Origin of the sequence: Nocardia abscessus (assembly GCF_015477775.1) — a bacterium.
Classification (GTDB): Bacteria; Actinomycetota; Actinomycetes; order Mycobacteriales; family Mycobacteriaceae; genus Nocardia; species Nocardia abscessus_A.
Window position 1 is genome coordinate 1,058,439 of record NZ_JADLQO010000001.1, and the last position, 17,295, is coordinate 1,075,733.

The 17,295-nt window shown below is 68.1% G+C and carries 18 protein-coding genes and 1 tRNA gene; 12 read left to right on the forward strand and 7 right to left on the reverse strand.

Annotated elements, in window-relative coordinates; translation table 11 throughout:
* Positions 1-104: 104 nt before the first annotated feature.
* From IU450_RS04895 to IU450_RS04905, 3 genes are read left to right on the forward strand one after another with little or no spacing between them, the layout of a single operon-like run.
* Positions 105-1,850 carry an ABC transporter ATP-binding protein gene (locus IU450_RS04895; RefSeq protein WP_195148705.1) on the forward strand — a complete coding sequence of 582 codons (1,746 nt, stop codon included), beginning with the start codon at positions 105-107 and terminating at the stop codon, positions 1,848-1,850.
* Between the two features lie 2 nt (positions 1,851-1,852).
* Entirely contained in the window at positions 1,853-3,814 is a 1,962-nt protein-coding gene (locus IU450_RS04900) for an ABC transporter ATP-binding protein (RefSeq protein ID WP_195148500.1), read from the forward strand.
* Between the two features lie 49 nt (positions 3,815-3,863).
* A complete protein-coding gene (locus IU450_RS04905; RefSeq protein WP_195031254.1) occupies positions 3,864-4,478 on the forward strand; it encodes a putative glycolipid-binding domain-containing protein in 615 nt (204 codons plus the stop codon).
* A gap of 10 nt (positions 4,479-4,488) precedes the next feature.
* Here the strand turns inward: IU450_RS04905 and IU450_RS04910 are convergent, their stop codons facing one another.
* Positions 4,489-5,439 carry a prephenate dehydrogenase gene (locus IU450_RS04910; RefSeq protein ID WP_195148501.1) on the reverse strand — a complete coding sequence of 317 codons (951 nt, stop codon included), beginning with the start codon at positions 5,437-5,439 and terminating at the stop codon, positions 4,489-4,491.
* Positions 5,440-5,497: 58 nt separating this feature from the next.
* Between IU450_RS04910 and IU450_RS04915 the strand changes: the two genes are divergently transcribed.
* From IU450_RS04915 to IU450_RS04930, 4 genes are all read left to right on the forward strand, one after another.
* On the forward strand, positions 5,498-6,037 hold the full coding sequence (locus IU450_RS04915; RefSeq protein WP_043718077.1) for a tRNA adenosine deaminase-associated protein: 540 nt from the start codon (positions 5,498-5,500) through the stop codon (positions 6,035-6,037).
* A gap of 43 nt (positions 6,038-6,080) precedes the next feature.
* Complete coding sequence (locus tag IU450_RS04920; protein WP_195148706.1) at positions 6,081-6,515, forward strand: nucleoside deaminase; 435 nt, start codon at positions 6,081-6,083, stop codon at positions 6,513-6,515.
* Between the two features lie 65 nt (positions 6,516-6,580).
* A tRNA-Ser gene (locus IU450_RS04925) sits at positions 6,581-6,671 on the forward strand.
* A gap of 97 nt (positions 6,672-6,768) precedes the next feature.
* The gene (locus tag IU450_RS04930) at positions 6,769-7,224 is read left to right on the forward strand and encodes a deaminase (RefSeq protein WP_195148502.1); all 456 of its coding nucleotides are present in this window, start codon (positions 6,769-6,771) and stop codon (positions 7,222-7,224) included.
* Between the two features lie 38 nt (positions 7,225-7,262).
* Here IU450_RS04930 and IU450_RS04935 read toward each other — a convergent pair whose 3' ends face one another.
* From IU450_RS04935 to IU450_RS04955, 5 genes are all read right to left on the reverse strand, one after another.
* Positions 7,263-8,213, reverse strand: coding sequence for an antibiotic biosynthesis monooxygenase (locus tag IU450_RS04935; RefSeq protein WP_195148503.1), 951 nt, complete (start codon positions 8,211-8,213; stop codon positions 7,263-7,265).
* Between the two features lie 8 nt (positions 8,214-8,221).
* Positions 8,222-9,628, reverse strand: a complete 1,407-nt coding sequence (locus IU450_RS04940; protein ID WP_195148504.1) for an amidohydrolase family protein — start codon at positions 9,626-9,628, stop codon at positions 8,222-8,224.
* A gap of 52 nt (positions 9,629-9,680) precedes the next feature.
* Entirely contained in the window at positions 9,681-10,298 is a 618-nt protein-coding gene (locus IU450_RS04945) for a carboxymuconolactone decarboxylase family protein (protein WP_195148505.1), read from the reverse strand.
* A gap of 1 nt (position 10,299) precedes the next feature.
* Positions 10,300-10,611 (reverse strand): hypothetical protein, encoded by a 312-nt coding sequence (locus IU450_RS04950; protein WP_195148506.1) that lies wholly within the window; start codon positions 10,609-10,611, stop codon positions 10,300-10,302.
* Positions 10,612-10,685: 74 nt separating this feature from the next.
* Positions 10,686-10,973: a DUF6191 domain-containing protein gene (locus tag IU450_RS04955; protein ID WP_195148507.1), complete on the reverse strand. Its 288-nt coding sequence runs from the start codon at positions 10,971-10,973 to the stop codon at positions 10,686-10,688.
* Positions 10,974-11,150: 177 nt separating this feature from the next.
* Between IU450_RS04955 and IU450_RS04960 the strand changes: the two genes are divergently transcribed.
* Both IU450_RS04960 and IU450_RS04965 read left to right on the forward strand, forming a co-directional pair.
* Entirely contained in the window at positions 11,151-11,351 is a 201-nt protein-coding gene (locus IU450_RS04960; protein ID WP_043685242.1) for a hypothetical protein, read from the forward strand.
* A gap of 172 nt (positions 11,352-11,523) precedes the next feature.
* Positions 11,524-11,778, forward strand: coding sequence for a hypothetical protein (locus tag IU450_RS04965; protein ID WP_324197528.1), 255 nt, complete (start codon positions 11,524-11,526; stop codon positions 11,776-11,778).
* Positions 11,779-11,836: 58 nt separating this feature from the next.
* Here IU450_RS04965 and IU450_RS04970 read toward each other — a convergent pair whose 3' ends face one another.
* The gene (locus IU450_RS04970; protein WP_195148508.1) at positions 11,837-14,131 is read right to left on the reverse strand and encodes an MMPL family transporter; all 2,295 of its coding nucleotides are present in this window, start codon (positions 14,129-14,131) and stop codon (positions 11,837-11,839) included.
* A 203-nt stretch (positions 14,132-14,334) separates the two neighbouring features.
* Here IU450_RS04970 and IU450_RS04975 point away from each other — a divergent pair, with 203 nt between their 5' ends.
* The 3 genes from IU450_RS04975 (at position 14,335) to IU450_RS04985 (ending at position 17,291) form a co-directional block, all read left to right on the forward strand.
* On the forward strand, positions 14,335-14,928 hold the full coding sequence (locus IU450_RS04975) for a TetR/AcrR family transcriptional regulator (protein ID WP_195148509.1): 594 nt from the start codon (positions 14,335-14,337) through the stop codon (positions 14,926-14,928).
* 38 nt (positions 14,929-14,966) lie between these two features.
* Positions 14,967-15,470: an RrF2 family transcriptional regulator gene (locus tag IU450_RS04980; protein WP_195148510.1), complete on the forward strand. Its 504-nt coding sequence runs from the start codon at positions 14,967-14,969 to the stop codon at positions 15,468-15,470.
* 87 nt (positions 15,471-15,557) lie between these two features.
* Positions 15,558-17,291 (forward strand): ABC transporter ATP-binding protein, encoded by a 1,734-nt coding sequence (locus IU450_RS04985; protein ID WP_195148511.1) that lies wholly within the window; start codon positions 15,558-15,560, stop codon positions 17,289-17,291.
* Positions 17,292-17,295: the final 4 nt, after the last annotated feature.

Here is a 17,295-nt window from a genome sequence, read left to right on the forward strand (position 1 = left end):
TGCTCTCCGCCGCCAGTCACATACCTCGAGGGGGAGTTTTGTCTGTCGCACTGGACGTTTCGTCGGCCGAACCGGAGGCCGACAGAACGGAGCGGCCCGCCGCCATGGGCCGCCTGCATTCCTTGCGCCGATTCCGGCCGTATCTGCGTCCGCATGTCGGCATCCTGCTCGCCGCCAGCGGCCTCGCGCTGCTCGCCGGGCTGACCGCCGTCGTGATCCCGCTGATGATCGCGCGGATCATCGACGGCCCGATCGCCCACCGCGATTTCGCGGGCGCGCTCGGGCCGGTGGCCGTGGTCCTGGCGCTCGGACTGCTGGAAGCCGGTGGGGTGTGGGGACGCCGCTGGCTGATCGCCGCGCCCGCCACTCGCTTCGAGATCACGCTGCGCGCCATGATCTTTCGCAAGCTGCAAGCGCTGTCGATCGGCAAGCACGACGCGTGGGAATCGGGTCAGCTGCTCTCGCGTGCGATCGATGATCTGGCCACCATGCGCCGGTTCGTGTCCTTCGCGGGGCCGTTCCTGCTCATCCACACCGTGATCATCCCGGTCGGCCTGCTCGTGCTGATCGGCCTGAACCCGCCGATCGGCCTGATCTTCGCGGTGATCTCGATCCCGTTGACGGTCATCTGCATTCGCTTCGAGCGCCGGTATGCGGTGGCCTCGCGGCGTTCGCAGGACCAGTCCGGCGATCTGGCCACCACGGCCGAGGAATCCGCGCAGGGCGTGCGGGTGCTCAAGGCGTTCGGGCGGGGTGCGTTCTTCGGCCGCCGTTTCACCGCCCAGGCGCACGAGCTGCGGCAGACCGAGCTGCTGAAGGCACGCCTGGACGCCACCTTGTGGTCGAGCATGGTGAGCTTGCCGCAGCTGGCCATCGCGTTCGCGCTCGGCTACGGCGGTTACGCGGTGGCGCACGGCACGATGACGCTCGGTACCTTGATCGCGAGCATCACGCTGGCGACCTTTCTGCAGTGGCCGATCATCTGGACCGGCTTCTTGCTCGCCGAACTGAACGATGCGCGCACCGCGGCCGATCGGTACTGGGAGATCATCGACACCCCGGTCGACATCACCGACCCGGCCCGCCCGGTGGACTTGCCGGAGCATGTTCGCGGCGAATTGCGTTTGGAGGGTGTGCGTTTCGCATTTCCCGACGCCGAACACGAGGTGCTGCGGGATGTCTCGCTGCGCGTGCGGCCCGGCGAGACGGTGGCGCTGGTGGGGGCCACGGGCAGCGGCAAGACGGCACTGCTGAACCTGATCCCGCGCCTGTACGACCTGACGGGTGGCGCGATCACCATCGACGGCATCGACATCGCGGCGATGCGGGTCGCCGACCTGCGCTCGCTGGTGTCGGCCGCGTTCGAGGACCCGGTGCTGTTCTCCGCCAGCGTGCGGGAGAACGTCGCGCTCGGCGATCCGGCCGCCACGGACGCCGACGTGCGCCGCGCGTTGGAGGTCGCGCAGGCCACCGAATTCGTGGACGACCTGCCCTGGGGTCTGGACACCAGGATCGGCGAGCAGGGCCTGAGCCTGTCCGGCGGTCAGCGCCAGCGCCTCGCGCTGGCCCGCGCGGTGCTCACCGGCGCGGGCGGGGGCAAGCGCAGCCGGATCATGGTGCTCGACGACCCGCTGTCCGCGCTGGACGTGGAGACCGAGGAGCGGGTGCAGGCCCGCCTGCGCACCGTGCTGGCCGACGCGACGACGCTGCTCGTCGCGCATCGTCCGTCCACGGCGGCGCTGGCCGATCGGGTGGCGGTGCTCGCCGACGGCCGGATCGTCGCCGAGGGAACCCACGATCAATTGCTGCGTACCAGCAGAAGCTACCGCGAACTGATGGGAGGTGAGTAGCGATGAGTACCACGACCACGGTCACCAACGACGACGCGCCGGAGGATGTTTCGACCCGTGCGGAAGCGGCGGCCGACTGGCGCGGCATCGCGGGCGAGGACAAAGAGGTCACCGAGACCGGGAACCTGGTGCTGGCCGGACGCTCCCGGCGGCTGCTGCTCGACCTGGTGAAGCCCTATCGCAAGCTCGCCGCACTCGCGCTGGTGCTCATCGTGCTGGACAACATCGCGATGGTGTCGGCGCCGCTGTTCATCGCGCACGCGCTGGACACCGGCATCGCGCGCGGGGTGGAGGGAAACTGGGCGCCGCTGACGTGGAGCGTGGCGGGTTACCTCGGCTCGGTCCTGCTCGGTGTGGTCTGCACGTTCTCCTTCCTGCGGGTGTCCGGCAGACTCAGCCAGAGCGTGCTGTTCGACCTGCGCGTGCGCGCGTTCACGCATGTGCAGCGGCTCAGCGTCGCCTTCCACGAGAAGTACACCTCGGGCAAGGTGGTGGCGCGGCTCACCGGCGATATCGAGACCTTGCAGGAACTGCTGGAAAGCGCGCTCAACCAGGCGCTGAGCGCGATCCTGTCGGTGCTCACGATCGCGGCGCTGCTGATCTACCTGGACCAGACCCTGGCCGCGATCGTGCTGGCCGGATTCGTCCCGCTGGTGGTGGTCACCCGCTGGGCGCAGCGCAGGCAGCGGGCGGGCTACCGCCGCACGCGCGCCGCGATCGCCAAGGTGGTGGTGCAGTTCGTCGAGTCGATGGGCGGCATGCGGGCGGTGCAGGCGTTCCGCCGTGAGCAGCGCAACGAGTCGGTGCTCGCGATCGAGGACGCCGAATATCGGCACGCGACCACCGTCGCGATGCGCGGCATGGGTGACTACGCGGGACTGACCAAACTGCTCGGCAACCTGACCACGGTGATCATCATCGTGGTCGGCGCCTGGCGGGTGATCGAGGGCGATCTCGCGGTGGGCGTGCTCGCGGCCTACCTGCTGTACCTCAACGAGTTCTACGGGCCGCTGGACGAGCTGGCGCAGGTGTTCAACGCCTACCAGTCCGCGGCGGCGGCGCTGGAGAAGATCTCCGGCGTGCTCGAGGAGGAGCCGTCGGTGCCGGAGCCCGCCCATCCGGTGGCGCTGGAGAAGGCGTCCGGCGCGGTGCGGATGGCGAAGGTGTGGTTCGGCTACGGGGCGCAGGCCGCCGATGCCTCGGCGGGGGTGTCGCCCACACCGGGGGACGCCCCACCGGTGCCGTCCACGGAACCGGGAAAGCCCGATCGCCGGACACGACCGGTGCTGCCGGAATTCACTCTGGACATCCCGGCCGGGCAGGTGATCGCCCTGGTGGGTGCGACCGGCGCGGGCAAGTCGACGCTGGCGAAGCTGCTGACGCGGTTCTACGACCCCTCCGGCGGCGTGATCACCCTGGACGGCGTCGATCTGCGCGACCTGTCCGACGCCGACCTGCGCCGCAACGTGGTCATGGTCACCCAGGAGTCCTACCTGTTCTCCGGTTCGGTGGCCGACAACATCCGGCTCGGCAGGCCGGAGGCCACCGACGCCGAGGTCTTCGCCGCCGCGCGCGCGGTCGGTCTGTACGACTTCGTGCAGGCGCTGCCCGAGGGCTTCGCGACCGACGTGCGCAAGCGCGGCGGCAGGCTCTCGGCGGGCCAGCGGCAGCTGGTCGCGTTCGCGCGGGTGTTCCTCGCCGATCCCGCCGTGATCGTGCTGGACGAGGCCACCTCGAGCCTGGACATCCCCAGCGAGCGGCTCGTGCAGCATGCCCTGGAGACGGTGCTGCGCGGCCGCACGGCGGTGATCATCGCGCACCGCCTGTCCACGGTGGCGATCGCGGACCGGGTGCTGGTGCTGGAGTCCGGCCGGATCGTCGAGGACGGCGCGCCGGAAGCCCTGATCGCGGGGACCGGCCGGTTCGCCGACCTGCACGCGGCATGGCGGGAGTCGCTCGTGTGATGAGCGGCGGTTGTGCGGGCAGGGGCTGGGTGTCGCTTACGGTAGATACGTGACAACCCCAGCCCCCGACCCCGAGAGCCCCGCCGCGAGCCCGCAGGAATCCCGGTGGCCGGCGATCCTCACCTGGCGCGCCCACGACGCGACCCGGATGGAGTCGGTGCGGGTGCAGCTCAACGGCAACCGCATCCGCGCCGCCGGGCGCATGATCGGCGGCGCGAGCGGGGAGCACCCGGCGTTCAGCGCGTCCTACGACCTGGTCACCGACGAGAACGGCGCCACAAAGCGGCTGTCGCTGCGGACCACGACGGCCGCCGGTGAGCGGCACGCCTCGATCGCCCGCGACGAGGAGAACTACTGGCTCGTCGACGCGGGCGGCAACCACGTGCGCTCCACCTTCGCCGGGGCCCTGGACGTGGACGTGGTGCTCAGCCCGTTCTTCAACACCCTGCCCATCCGCCGCTACGACCTGCAGCACGCGGTCGAGGACGTGCAGGTGCCGGTGGTCTACGTGCGCCTGCCCGACCTGCTGGTCCAGGAGGCCACGCTGATCTACAGCAGCGCCGCCGACGGCATCAGCGTGCTGTCTCCGGTCTCCAGCGCCACGGTCACGGTGGACGCCGACGGCTTCCTGCTGGACTACCCGGGCCTGGCCGAACGGATCTGACGGCGCGAGGTCAGGTCAGCCGCGTGATGACGCCACCGCGCTCGCCTGCCGCCCGCAGGTCTTCCAGCCAGTTCCGGTCGCCCGGCCGGACATCCGTGATCTCCCAGCGCCGCGCGGATTCGTAGCGTCCGCGCGCGTCGTGCCCGGCCTCGACCAGATCCGCGAGGGACGTCTCCTCGCGCAGGCTGTCGCGGGCCGCGCCGAGTACGGTGAGTGTCTCGTCCAGAACCTCCAGCAGCGCCGCCGAATTCGGTTCGCAGATCGCGCGGACCAGGTCGGGCGCTGTGCCCGCCACGCGGGTGCCGTCCCGGAACGACCCCGCCGCCAGTCCCAGCGCGAGGTCACCCCCTGCGGCGCCCGCCACGGCCAGTGCTTCCGCCAGCACGTGCGGGAGATGGGAGATGCGCGCGACGGCCCGATCGTGCTCCCCCGCCACCACGGGTACCACCACCGAGCCGCAGTCCAGCGCGAGCCGCACCACGCGGGTCCACGGGTCGACCCGAGTGCCCTCGTCCACGCCCACCGCCCACACCGCGTCGCGGAACAATTCCGGATCGGTGGCGGCCCAGCCGGATTCGGACGTACCCGCCATCGGATGACCGCCGACGTATCGGTCGGCGAGATTGTGCTCACGCACGGCCGCCGCGACCGGCGCTTTCACGCTCACCACATCGGTGAGCGCGCACTCCGGTGCGAAGGTCGCGATCGCGGAGAGCATGTGGTCCACCGCGGGCATCGGCACCGCGATGACGATCAGCGCGCCGGTTCGCGCGGCACGACGCAGCGCGGCGGGCAGGTCTTCGGTGACGTCGAATCCGTCGGTGCGAGCGGCCTGCGCCCCCGCCGCGGACCGGTTGTATCCCCACCCGTCGTAGCCCGCGGCGACGGCCGCGCGCAATAGCGACCCGCCGATCAAACCGGTCCCGAGGACGCATACGGGTGCTTTCTCCGTCGAAGTCACCGGAACAGATTGGCATACGACTTCAACATTTCAGCTCGAGCAGACTACCGTTGCGGCCATGGCAGCACAGCGCTCGGGCACGAACAGGGCGGCGTCGGACGATTACGACGACGTGGAAGGGTTCGCAGTGGCGGTTGTCCGCGAAGAAGGCAAATGGCGGTGCAGTCCGCTGAGCCGGGACGCGCTCACCGATTTGTCCGCCGCGGAGAACGAACTGAAGGCTTTGCGCAGCTCCGGGGCGGTGTTCGGTTTGCTCGACATCGACGACGAGTTCTTCATCGTGCTCCGGCCCGCGCCGAGCGGAACCCGGATGCTGGTGTCGGACGCCACGGCCGCGATCGATTACGACATCGCCGCCGACGTCCTGGAAGCCCTGAACGTGGAAATCCCGGACATCGATCCGGACGAATTGGACGACGTCGAGCCGTGGGAGGAGGGCGACCTCGGCGTGCTCGCCGACCTCGGTCTACCCGAACCGGTGCTGAGCGTCATCCTCGCCGAGACCGATCTCTATCCGGACGAGCAGCTCGGCATGATCGCCCAGCGTCTCGGCTTCGCCAACGAACTCTCCGCGGTGCTGGACAAGCTGCCGCGCTGACGTGGCTGCCCTGCCGAACGCCCCGATCCGCTCGGACGCCGACATGGTGCGGGCCGCCCTCGACGCCGCGGCAGCCGCCGGGGATCGTGACGTGCCGGTCGGCGCGGTCGTATTCGACTCCGCGGGCCGGGAACTCGCGCGCGCCGCGAACGCACGCGAAGCGCTCGGCGATCCCACCGCGCACGCCGAGATCCTGGCGTTGCGGCGCGCCGCCGCGGTGCACGGCGACGGGTGGCGGCTGGAGGGCGCGACCTTGGCCGTCACGCTGGAGCCGTGCACGATGTGCGCGGGCGCGCTGGTGCTCGCGCGGGTCGGCCGCCTGGTCTTCGGTGCGTGGGAGCCGAAGACCGGCGCCGTCGGGTCACTGTGGGACGTGGTCCGTGACCGTCGTCTCAACCATCGGCCCCAGGTCCGCGGCGGGGTGCTCGAGGACGAATGCGCGGCCGTGCTCGACGAGTTCTTCCGCACCCAGCGCTGAGCCGGCGTTTCCGCGGGTCTCCTGGCGATTTAGCGATCCGGCGAGGGTCCGGTATGGTTGTCGGCGGTGGCGTGTCCGAGCGGCCTAAGGAGCACGCCTCGAAAGCGTGTGAGGGGTAACCCCCCTCCGAGGGTTCAAATCCCTCCGCCACCGCCAGAGCCCCTTACCTGTTCGCGCAGGTGAGGGGCTTTTCTCTTCTCGTGTCTCTTCTCGTGCACGGCGAGTTCGCCGCCAGTCGAAGGAGGTCAACCCGATGACCGGACCAGACCATCACTACTGGATGAACCGGGCCATCGAGCTCGCGCGGTTGTGCCCGGTGGCCGAAGGCGCGTTCTCGGTGGGCGCGGTGATCGTCGCCGACGGTGCGGAGATCGCGACGGGATACTCTCGCGAGTCCGACCCCAAGGAGCATGCCGAGGAGGCCGCGCTCGGCAAGCTGGACCCGGAAGATCCGCGGCTGGCTCGAGCGACGCTCTACAGCACGCTGGAGCCCTGTTCGGAGCGGGGGACCAAGGGGCGGGCGCCGTGCACCGATCGGATCCTGCGGGCCGGCATCCCGGTCGTGGTGATCGCCTGGCGGGAGCCGTCGACCTTCGTGGTGAACTGCGTCGGAGTGGAGAAACTCCAGCAGGCGGGGGTCACGGTGCTGGAACTTTCCGAACTGGCCGAGGCGGCGATGTCGATGAACCGGCACCTCGATCTGTCCTAGGCGCTCAGTCCTTCCCAGGCCCAGTCGTTCCTAGGCGCTCAGTCGTTGTAGTCCCAGTACTGCAACCACCGCACGGACGCGAACAGCAGCAGCGTCACCGCGTAGAGCCCGACGACCACCGCCGCCCCCACGACGCTGATCCGCCGCCCCGCGCCGTCGATCGGGTCGAGCCACCGCCGGAAATAGCTCGCGACCGCGGGCGACAGGTAATAGCTCATCAAGCCCACGCTCACGATCTGGCTCAGCCACAGCGCCAGCCACGGTTGCGCTCCCAGCCGGTCCAGCACCGGGCCGAGGAAGCGCGACAGCGCCATCACCGTCGGATACAGCACCAACAGCACCAACATGGCGGTCTTCCACGTCGGCGTCATCCTGGTCTCGCCATCGACCGTTCGCACCGTGGAACCGAACGGCGTGGTGTGCGCGTCCACGGTGAAATCCTCGATCAGCTTCGAGCGCAGTTCCGGCAGAGCGGCCGCGCGTTCCTCCGAGCGCATCCATTCCGACAACTGCCGTGCCGTGCGGAATCGGAGCACCGAGAACCAGCGCCCGCCCTTGGACGGAAAAAGCGCGGCGCCTTCGAATCCTGGGAACCGAGAACTCGCCGCGACCAAGCGCGCCTCCATCGCCGTGAATTCGGCCTCCTTTTCGCGTGCGACATGGTGCCGGAATACGCCGATACCCGGCGGTGGAAGCTCGCCTTCGATGACTACCAGATCAGAACTCTTGCAATGGAAGCCGAGTGTTTCGCCTTCGGACAATGCTTCGGCGCGTTCGGTCGAGTCCAGGTATTCGTGTAGCGACGGCTCGGATCGGAAAGTAACGCTGAATCCCGGCTCGAGGAGCGGGCCTTCGGTCACCGCTACCGACGAGTGCGCGAATCCATCCTTGTGACGGGCGATTTCGGTCAACCGTGCCAACCAGATGCGAAAAGCCGCTTCGTCCGCGGGCCGGTGAAATACCGTGACGGCGGTGGCGGTGGCGTCCATCGACGGCGTCAGCCTACGTCGATGCGGCGGCCCTGCACGTAGACCTCGGCGATCGCCGGTTCGCGAATACCCATCAGCAGCGCGAACAGCGTCTGATCCCGGGCCAAGGCGGGGTCTTCGGAACGAATGCCGTGTGCCAGTGTGTCGTCCAGCGCCGGAACGCGCGCCGGTTCGACCACGAGGAAATCGGCTTCCTTACCGACGTCGAAATTCCCGAACCGGCTTTCCATGTCCAGGGCACGCGCACCGGCCAGCGTGCCGGTGAACAGCATTTCCGCCGGATGCATCGAGACGCCGTGCTCGCCGGGCTCGGAGATATGCACCTTGAACGCGGCCGAAAGCACCTGTGGAATCAGCCATTCGTCGCCGCCGCCGTAATCGGTACCCGCGGCCACCGTCACGCCCGAAGCGAGCGTTCGCTGCCACGGCATCGTGCCGGAGCCCAGGAACTGTTGCGAGACCGGGCAGTGCGCCACCGACGTGCCGGTTTCGGCCATCCGCCGCAGTTCGCTGTCCTGGCAGTGCACGCAGTGCGCGAGGATGCTGCGCCTGCCGAGCAGGCTCTCGCCGCCCACCGCCGAGCCAGGCAGGAACTTGCCGTCGTAGGTGTCGAGATAGGTGGCTACGCCGTATGCCTGCTTGGTGGCATCGACTTCGCCGGTTCCCGGGCGATTGTTCTCGTTCAGATGACTGTGGAAATAGACTCCGCGTTCGCGCACCGAATCGTACAGCTCGCCGAGGTTTTTCAAGGTCCGGCGAGTCACCGCGAGGGAAAAGCGCGGAACTATCGCCACGTGCGATAACGCCGTATCCACGTCACCGGTGTCGGTGGCATGCCATTTGTCGATCTCTTCGCTCGTCAGGCGTATGGCGTCGTCCTCGCCGGTGATCAGTGGCGCCGCCGAGGGCTCTCCCGTCGTCTGGATCCCGCGTCCGCTGACCATCCGCAGACCACGGCGCCGGGTCTCGGTGAACAGTGCGTCCTGCGCGTGCGGAAAGGCCGATCCGAAGACCATCGCCGCCGTTGTTCCCGCCGAGATGCGCCGCGCACAGAATTCGGTGGCCGCCAGCCGCGCGAATTCCGGCTCGGCGTAGCGGGATTCGGCGGGATAGATGCACAATTCCAGCCACTCCAGCAGTTGACCGCCGCCGTAGGCGTCCCCGGCGAAAGTCTGCGGGAAATGGATGTGCGCGTCGACGAACCCCGGCAGCAGGAATCCGGGCCGATGATCGAACACTTCTGCGTCGCGGTACGCGGCCGGGATATCGGATCCGGCGCCGCAGTATGCGACGCGGCCGCCCTCGTCGATTATCAGAGCACCGTCCGGCACCTCGACCAACGCGTCGGCCGCATCGCCGGCAGCGGGACTTCCGGCGATGTGGAAAATGTGCCCCAAGTGGACTTGGCTCACCATTCGAGGAGAACACAAATCCACCCGGTAAGCGAGCGGATCGATCGAAATGGAATCAGACGCCGCGGGAGAACAACGTGACCGGCGGCGGCATACGGTAACCGGCGAGTTTGATGAACCGAGCGCCCACGCTGCGCTGTCTGCCCTCCAGCGGGCCCGCTCCGACGGTGTTCATCATCCGGTTGATCACGTTGAAGCAGGTGCCCACCCAGACCGCCTCGTCGAAGGCCTCCCGGGAGACGCCCGCCAGGCGGACCACCGCGGCGTCCTCGGGCGTCAACCCGTCCGGGTCGCGGGCCATCTTCGCGAGGAATCCGAGCATGACGCGCGCTTCGGGACGCAGCGGGGAGTCCGCGCTGTCGGCCAGAGCGCGAGTCACGACGTCGGCGTCGACATACGCGCCCGCGATCGCCTCGTGCGAGGTGGCGCAGAACGGGCACTCGTTGGCCTGGGACGTCCGCGTCGCGAAGATCTCGCGTTCGGCCACGGTCCAGTACGACGGTCCGCGCATGGCGTCCTGGATGAGTTCCGACAGCGGCGAGCCGAAGAAACGGTGCCGGTAGAACAGCACTTTGAGCACGGCGGGAACCTCGACGCCGCTGAAGCGCCGCATGGTCCACAGCACGAGTTTGGTCGGCCGGTCGTGCCCGGATCGGACTGCCTCGAGCCACATCTCAGTACCCTTCCCAGGCCAGTCGCGCGGCGCGCAGACGCCGGTCGGCCGCGCCGTAGGCGGCGAGCGCGGTCGCCTCGAAGATGTCGTCGTCGGTGTGCCCGGCCGCTCGCAGCGCCGCGATCTCCGCCTCGGTGACCCGGTAGGACCGCTCGGCCACCAGGTCGGCGAAGGCGGCGAGTTCGGGCGGGACGTCGCCGTCGGAGTCGGCCGTACCGGCTGCTCTGGCTCGCAGGCTCCGGCGGACCCCGCTCGCCAGTCGTCCCGGCGCGGATTCGAGGTGCTCGCCGAACCGCTGCCACTTCTCACTCATCGAGCCACCCATGGGCCCATTCTGGCCGAGCCGCGCCGCCTTCGCCGAGTATCGCGAGCGCGCAGCGGAACTCGCTACCGGTCCGCGTCCTTGCGCAGCACGACCGTGCGGCGCTCCAAGTCCACGCCGACCAGCGGCGGCGCACCCTGGTCCTGCTCGTCACGCAGCATGGACACCGATTCGCGATGGTCCAGCTCCATCCGTTTGGTCGAGTAGAACAGTGCGGTGAACTCGTCGGTGAACGTGCCGGAGACCGGGGTGCGGCGGCGTTTGCGGCGCTTGTTCACGGTCAGTTCGTAGACCGCCACCAGCACCAGCAGGATCACCCATCCGGGGATCGACCACTGCAACACCGACGCCATGTCTCGACGCTAACAGGGGGCCGCATCGAGCCGTGCCGTACGAATCCGAAAATTGCCCGTTTCGCCGCGGGTAACCCCCGGAATCCCGGGTATACGCCCGATACGGAAAGTGCGGGAAGGACGCGATGCCAGATGCGCCGTCGGACAATCCGCGCGGGAACGATGCGCGAGAGAAACATGAGAATCGGAAGTGTAATCGTCTTGATCTGGTTGCTGATCGGCGTGATCGCCGCGGCACAACGTCACTATTTCGACAGCGGACCGGTCAACTGCGCCGGTTTCGGCACCATCGTGGTCACGGTCGTCTCGGGCCCGCTCAACTACATGGGCGTGAATCCGAAGGTCGCCGATTGCAATGTCCCGCAACCGAGCCCGTAAATAGAGGCGGGTCACGACGGACGGCCGGGTATGTGCGCCACCCGGCCGTCCGTTTTCGTACGCCCAGGCGCGCCGCGCGACCGGATGGTCCGATCCCCGTGCGGCCGATGGGATAACTGCGGGGAAGCCGGGTATCTCCCGCGCACGGGGGAGCACGGAAGGAACCGATGAGATGCGTGATTACGAATCTCGTGCGCGTGCTAGACGCGGTCCGGGCGCCGGGTCCCGGCTGCTGGGGTTCCTGCTGATGGCCTGGCTGGCGATCGGATTGCTCGCGGCCGGGCAGCGACACTATTTCGACAGCGGCCCCCCGATCAACTGCGCAGGGTGGGGCACGATCGCCCTCACCGCACTGGCGGGCCCGCTCAACTACGTCGGCGTGAATCCACGGGTGGGAGCCTGCGACATTCCGCAACCGAGCCGGTGAAAAGCACTCGGCCCCGCCCCCCGAGGCTGGGGTGCGGGGCCGAGCGACGGTTTCCGGATCAGCTGACGCTGACCGGCTCCTTCTCCGTGTCGGACGAACGCTGCTGCAGCACACGCAACTTCGCGCCCTCGACGTCGATGTCGGGCAGGATGCGGTCGAGCCACTTCGGCATCCACCACGACCACTTGCCCATGATCACCAGCAGCGACGGAATGAGCACCATCCGGACCACGAACGCGTCCAGTAGCACACCGGCCGCCAGCGCGAAGCCCATGGACTTGGCCGTCACGTCGGTCTCCATCAGGAAGGAGCCGAACACCGAGATCATGATGATCGCCGCCGCGGTCACGACGCGTGCGCCGTGGTGGTAACCGGCGACCACCGCCTCCGTCGGCGACTTGCCGTGCACGAACTCTTCGCGCATCCGGGTCACCAGGAACACCTGGTAGTCCATCGCCAGGCCGAACACCAAGCCGATCAGCATGATCGGCAGGAAGCTGACCAGCGGATGCGGATCCTCGATCAGGCCGAGCGCGCCCTCCTGGAAGATCAGCACGGTCGCGCCGAAGGTCGCGGCCATCGACAGCAGGAACCCGAGCGCCGCGGTGAGCGGCACCAGGATCGACCGGAACACCAGGATCAGCAGGACGAACGCGGCGCCGGCCACGAGCGCCAAGTAGGGCACGATCTTGCTGAGCAGCACATGGTCGATGTCGGCGTAGATCGCCGTGGTACCGGTGACGCCGTATTCGATGCCGTACTCGGCCTTCAGCGCTGCTTCGGCCTCTCGGGCGTCTTGCACCAGGTCCTTGGTGTCCTGGTTGTTCGGCCCTGACTTCGGCACACCGTCCAGCAGCGCGCCCGCCTTGTCCTCGCTCCACTGCGGCGCGGTCACGTAGTCCATGCCCGGGTAGGACGCGAGCTTGGCGCGCAGAGCGTCGACTGCCGCCTCCCGGTTGTCGGCGGGGACGTTGGTCAGATCGACGGCCACGTTCAGTACGCCGTTGCTGCCTTCGCCGAAGCCTTCGGTGCGCAGCTCGTAGGCTTTGCGGACGGTGGAGGTCTTCGGCATGCTGTCCTCGCCGGGCAAGCCGAGATTCAGGCCTGCGGCGGGGGCGGCGAGCGCGCCCAGCACCACGACGCTGAGGATGAGAGCGGCCCACGGCGCCTTGCCGATCAGCTTGCCGAAGCGCATGCCGTTGGTGACCGAGTTGTCGTCCTCGGGGTCGTGCTGTGCCACCAGTGGCAGCTTCGGCTTGAACAGGAAGCGGCCGAACGCGCCGATCAACGCCGGCATCAGCGTGATCGCGGTGAGGACCGCGAACGCGGCGGCGATCGCGCCACCCAGACCCATGAAGGTCATGAACTTCACGCCGACCACGCTCAGGCCCCCGAGCGCGATGATGACCGTCAGGCCGGCGAACACCACCGCGGAGCCAGCCGTGCCGAGCGCGGTGCCCGCGGCCTCTTCCGGCGAGTCCTGCACCGCCAGTTCGTGCTTGTACCTGGACACGACGAACAGCGCGTAGTCGATGGACAACGCGATACCGATCATCGAGGCGAGGAATGTGGTGAAGCTGGGCACTTCGATCACCGACGTGCCGACCATGATCAGCGAGGTGGCCGCGCCGAGGCCGACGATCGCGGTGACGATCGGCACGAACGCGGCGACGATCGCGCCGAACGCCACGATCATCACGACCAGCGCGACGGCCATGCCGATCATCTCGGACTTGCCGCTGGGGCCCTCTTGCTTCTGCGCGATCGAGCCGCTCATCTCGACCGTTAGCCCGGCGTTGCGCGCGTCGGCGGCCACGTCATAGGCCGCCGCGCGGTCCTCGTCGGTCACGTCGGAGAACGTCTTGATCGTGAACGGGACGTTGATCACCGCGACGGTCTCGGGGGCGGTCTTGCTGAGCACGTTCAGCGGGGCGCCACTGCACTGCGCCGGGTCGGGGTTGGCCAAACAGCCCATCTGGTCGGCCGCTTCGATCGGATTGACGATCGGCTTGCTGTGATCGACGATCTCGAGCTGGCCGAGTTTGGCGATGAACGCGTCCAGCGCGGCACGGTTCGCCGGGTCGGTCAGCTTCTGCCCCTCCGGCGTAGCGGCGACGTAGGTGCCGGTGACCGCGTCGAATTTGAACGCTGCGGAGGCGCCGGGGAAGTGCTTGTCGAGGATCTCGTTGGCACGTTCGGAAGGCAGGTTCGGCAAGCTGAAGTCGTTGGTCATCGGCTTGCTGAGCTGTGCGCCCAGGCCACCGAGGAGCACGAACAAGACGAGCCAGACGGGAAGGACTATCCATTTCCGGCGGAAAGCGAACTTTCCCCATCTATACAGATAAACGGACACGAGTGGTTACTCCTAGCGATGACTGGGACCGTGCTGGTTCTGCGTGTAGACAGCACTCGCGGGGGTGCCCTGCCTGCCTCCGCCTCCACTGACGCTTTCTGCCTACCGTGCGGTAGGTAGACTACCCAGGAGCTAAGCGGAGGTACAACCTCTATTCTGCGGACGACATTCGCTCGATGCGAAGGTGATGAGAGGATCATCGGATGGCTGTGCGTGACACACCCGGCGCTGTCGCCGCAGGTGGAGGCACTAAAAACGCGATTCGGGACGCTGCGGTGAAGCTGTTCGGAGCCAAAGGATTCGAGCAGACCAGCCTGCGCGAGGTCGCGGATGCGGTAGGAATCACAAAGGCGTCGCTCTACTATCACTACGCGTCGAAGCTCGATCTGCTATTGGCGATCATCGATCCGATCGTCGATCACATGCGTTCGGTCGTGGACGATCTCGACCAGGTGCCGCACGACGCCGAGAGCATCCGTCAGGTTCTGCGGACGTATCTGCGCGGCCTGATCCATCACCGCGACGCGGGGGCGCTGGTCGTGCGCGACACCGTGGCGATCATCAACGCCATGGCCGACCGCTATCCGGATCTGATCAACGCCAGCCGGGCGCTGCGCGAGTGGCTGGCCGGGCCGAACGCCACCGAGGAGGCGCAGCTGCGCGCCTGCGCGGCGCTCGAGGTGATCGGTGTGGCGCTGGTGTCCAAGGAACTCGTGCCTGGTGCCGACGACTCGCTGGTGGAATCGTCACTGCTGGACGCCGCGACCTGCGTGCTGGCAGGCGGCGGCGCCGCGTAGATTCGAGTCATCCCACCTCGACGCCAGGAGTCACCGCTGTGCACATCACCGCGAAGGTCGATTACGCGGTGCGGACGCTGCTCGAAATCGCCAGTGCGCCGCGGCTGGACCAATCCGTGACCGGGCTCGGCGCACCCCTCGTGCAGGTCGCCCCCGCGGTCAAAGCCGAAGCGATCGCCACCGCCCAGCGGATTCCACCCAAGGTGCTCGAGTCGGTGCTCGGCGAACTGCGCCGGGCCGAACTGGTGATCAGCAGGCGCGGTCCGGACGGCGGCTACTGGCTGGCCAGGCCCGCCGCCGAGATCTCCATCGCCGACGTGATCCGCGCGATCGAAGGCCCTCTCGCCTCGGTGCGCGGCGCGCGGCCGGAGGATGTCCACTACGCCGGCGCGGCGCAGCCGTTGCAGCGGGTGTGGATCGCGCTGCGGGTCAATATTCGTGCGGTTCTGGAGAACGTCACCATCGCCGACATCGCGAGCGATCAGCTGCCCGGCTTCGTCGACGCGCTCACCGAGGACCCGGGCGCGTGGGCGCGCCGCTAGCTGCGCGCACCCCGACGGGAGGGCATTCATGCAGGTCAACAAACCCCACGACGTATCCCGGCGACAGCCGGTAGCCTGCGATTCATCATGCTGACCAGACTGCTCCGCACGCATCTCCAGCCTTACCGCGCCCAACTGGCGGGGGTCGTTGTGCTTCAGCTGATTTCCGTCATCGCGATGCTGTATCTGCCGAGCCTGAACGCCGACCTGATCGACAACGGCGTCACCAAAGGTGATCTCGGCTACATCTGGACCACCGGGCTGTGGATGCTCGCGGTCACCGGCGTCCAGATCGTCGCCTCCGCCGCCTCGGTCTATCTCGGTGCGCAGGCGGCCATGGGCGCGGGTCGCGATCTGCGCGGCGCGTTGCTGCACCGCGTGGGCACGTTCTCCGCGCGCGAAGTGGGGATGTTCGGCGCGCCCTCGCTGATCACCCGCAATACCAACGACATTCAGCAGGTTCAGCTGCTCATCGTGATGTCGGCGACCATCCTGGTGATGGCGCCGATCATGTGCGTGGGCGGGATCATCATGGCGTTGCGCGAGGATCTCGGCCTGTCCTGGCTGCTGCTGATCGCGGTGCCCGCGCTGGGGCTGTCCATGGGTGTGCTGATCTCCAGGATGGTGCCCGGCTTCCGCGACATGCAGGCCAGGATCGACGAGGTGAACCGGGTGCTGCGCGAGCAGATCACCGGTATCCGCGTGGTCCGGGCTTTCGTGCGGGAACGGCAGGAGACCTGGCGGTTCGGCCTGGCCAATACCGAACTCACCGACACCGCGCTGCGCGTCGGCCGGTTGATGGCGCTGATGTTCCCAACGGTCATGCTGATCAGCAATGTCACCGCGGTCGCGGTGATCTGGTTCGGCGGGCGCGCGATCGATGCGGGGCACATGCAGATCGGTTCGCTCACGGCGCTGCTGTCCTACATCATGCAGATCCTGATGGCCGTGATGATGGCCTCCTTCCTGGCCATGATGGCCCCGCGCGCCGCGGTGTCCGCCGACCGGATCGGCGAGGTGCTCGACACCGAATCCTCGGTCCACCCGCCACGACTGCCACAGCCGTTCACCGACGACCCGGCCGTCGTGGACGTCCAGTTCGCCGAGTTCGCCTTCCCCGGCGCGGAGAAACCGGTGCTGAAAGCCATCCGGTTCCAGGCGCGTCCAGGCACCACCACCGCGATAGTCGGCTCCACCGGCGCGGGCAAGACCACGCTGATCAACCTCATTCCGCGGCTGATGGACGTCACCGACGGCGCGGTCTACGTCGGCGGTACGGACGTCCGCCACATCGACCTGGAGGTGCTGCGCGCGCAGATCGGACTCGTTCCCCAGAAGGCGTACCTCTTCTCCGGCACCATCGCGAGCAACCTGCGCTACGGCAATCCGCACGCCACCGACGACGAACTCTGGCGTGCGCTGGAGATCGCGCAGGCGGCAGATTTCGTCCGCGAGATGCCGCAAGGCCTGCAGACCCCCGTCGCCCAGGGCGGCACCACCGTGTCCGGCGGCCAGCGTCAGCGGCTGGCCATCGCGCGTGCGCTGGTGAAGAAGCCGCGGGTGTACCTGTTCGACGACTCGTTCTCCGCTCTCGACGTCGCGACCGACGCCAGGCTGCGCGAGGCGCTGAAGCCGGAGACCGCCGACGCCTCGGTCCTCATCGTCGCTCAGCGCATCGCCACCATCCGGGACGCGGATCAGATCGTGGTACTCGAAGACGGCGCGGTGGCGGGTATCGGCACCCACGAGCAGCTCATGCGCGACTGCGCGGAGTACCGGGAGATCGTCGAGTCGCAGCTGAGTGCCGAGGAGGCGCGATGAAGAA

Bases quoted from the DNA above. Each gene is read 5' to 3' on its own strand.
- IU450_RS04895 (WP_195148705.1), top strand. From the start codon at position 105: ATGGGCCGCCTGCATTCCTTGCGCCGATTCCGGCCGTATCTGCGTCCG.
- IU450_RS04985 (WP_195148511.1), top strand. From the start codon at position 15,558: ATGCTGACCAGACTGCTCCGCACGCATCTCCAGCCTTACCGCGCCCAA.
- IU450_RS04950 (WP_195148506.1), bottom strand. From the start codon at position 10,611: ATGAGTGAGAAGTGGCAGCGGTTCGGCGAGCACCTCGAATCCGCGCCG.
- IU450_RS04955 (WP_195148507.1), bottom strand. From the start codon at position 10,973: ATGGCGTCGGTGTTGCAGTGGTCGATCCCCGGATGGGTGATCCTGCTG.
- IU450_RS04915 (WP_043718077.1), top strand. From the start codon at position 5,498: ATGGCAGCACAGCGCTCGGGCACGAACAGGGCGGCGTCGGACGATTAC.
- IU450_RS04920 (WP_195148706.1), top strand. From the start codon at position 6,081: ATGGTGCGGGCCGCCCTCGACGCCGCGGCAGCCGCCGGGGATCGTGAC.
- IU450_RS04975 (WP_195148509.1), top strand. From the start codon at position 14,335: ATGGCTGTGCGTGACACACCCGGCGCTGTCGCCGCAGGTGGAGGCACT.
- IU450_RS04940 (WP_195148504.1), bottom strand. From the start codon at position 9,628: ATGGTGAGCCAAGTCCACTTGGGGCACATTTTCCACATCGCCGGAAGT.
- IU450_RS04930 (WP_195148502.1), top strand. From the start codon at position 6,769: ATGACCGGACCAGACCATCACTACTGGATGAACCGGGCCATCGAGCTC.
- IU450_RS04960 (WP_043685242.1), top strand. From the start codon at position 11,151: ATGAGAATCGGAAGTGTAATCGTCTTGATCTGGTTGCTGATCGGCGTG.
- IU450_RS04935 (WP_195148503.1), bottom strand. From the start codon at position 8,213: ATGGACGCCACCGCCACCGCCGTCACGGTATTTCACCGGCCCGCGGAC.
- IU450_RS04965 (WP_324197528.1), top strand. From the start codon at position 11,524: ATGCGTGATTACGAATCTCGTGCGCGTGCTAGACGCGGTCCGGGCGCC.
- IU450_RS04900 (WP_195148500.1), top strand. From the start codon at position 1,853: ATGAGTACCACGACCACGGTCACCAACGACGACGCGCCGGAGGATGTT.
- IU450_RS04945 (WP_195148505.1), bottom strand. From the start codon at position 10,298: ATGTGGCTCGAGGCAGTCCGATCCGGGCACGACCGGCCGACCAAACTC.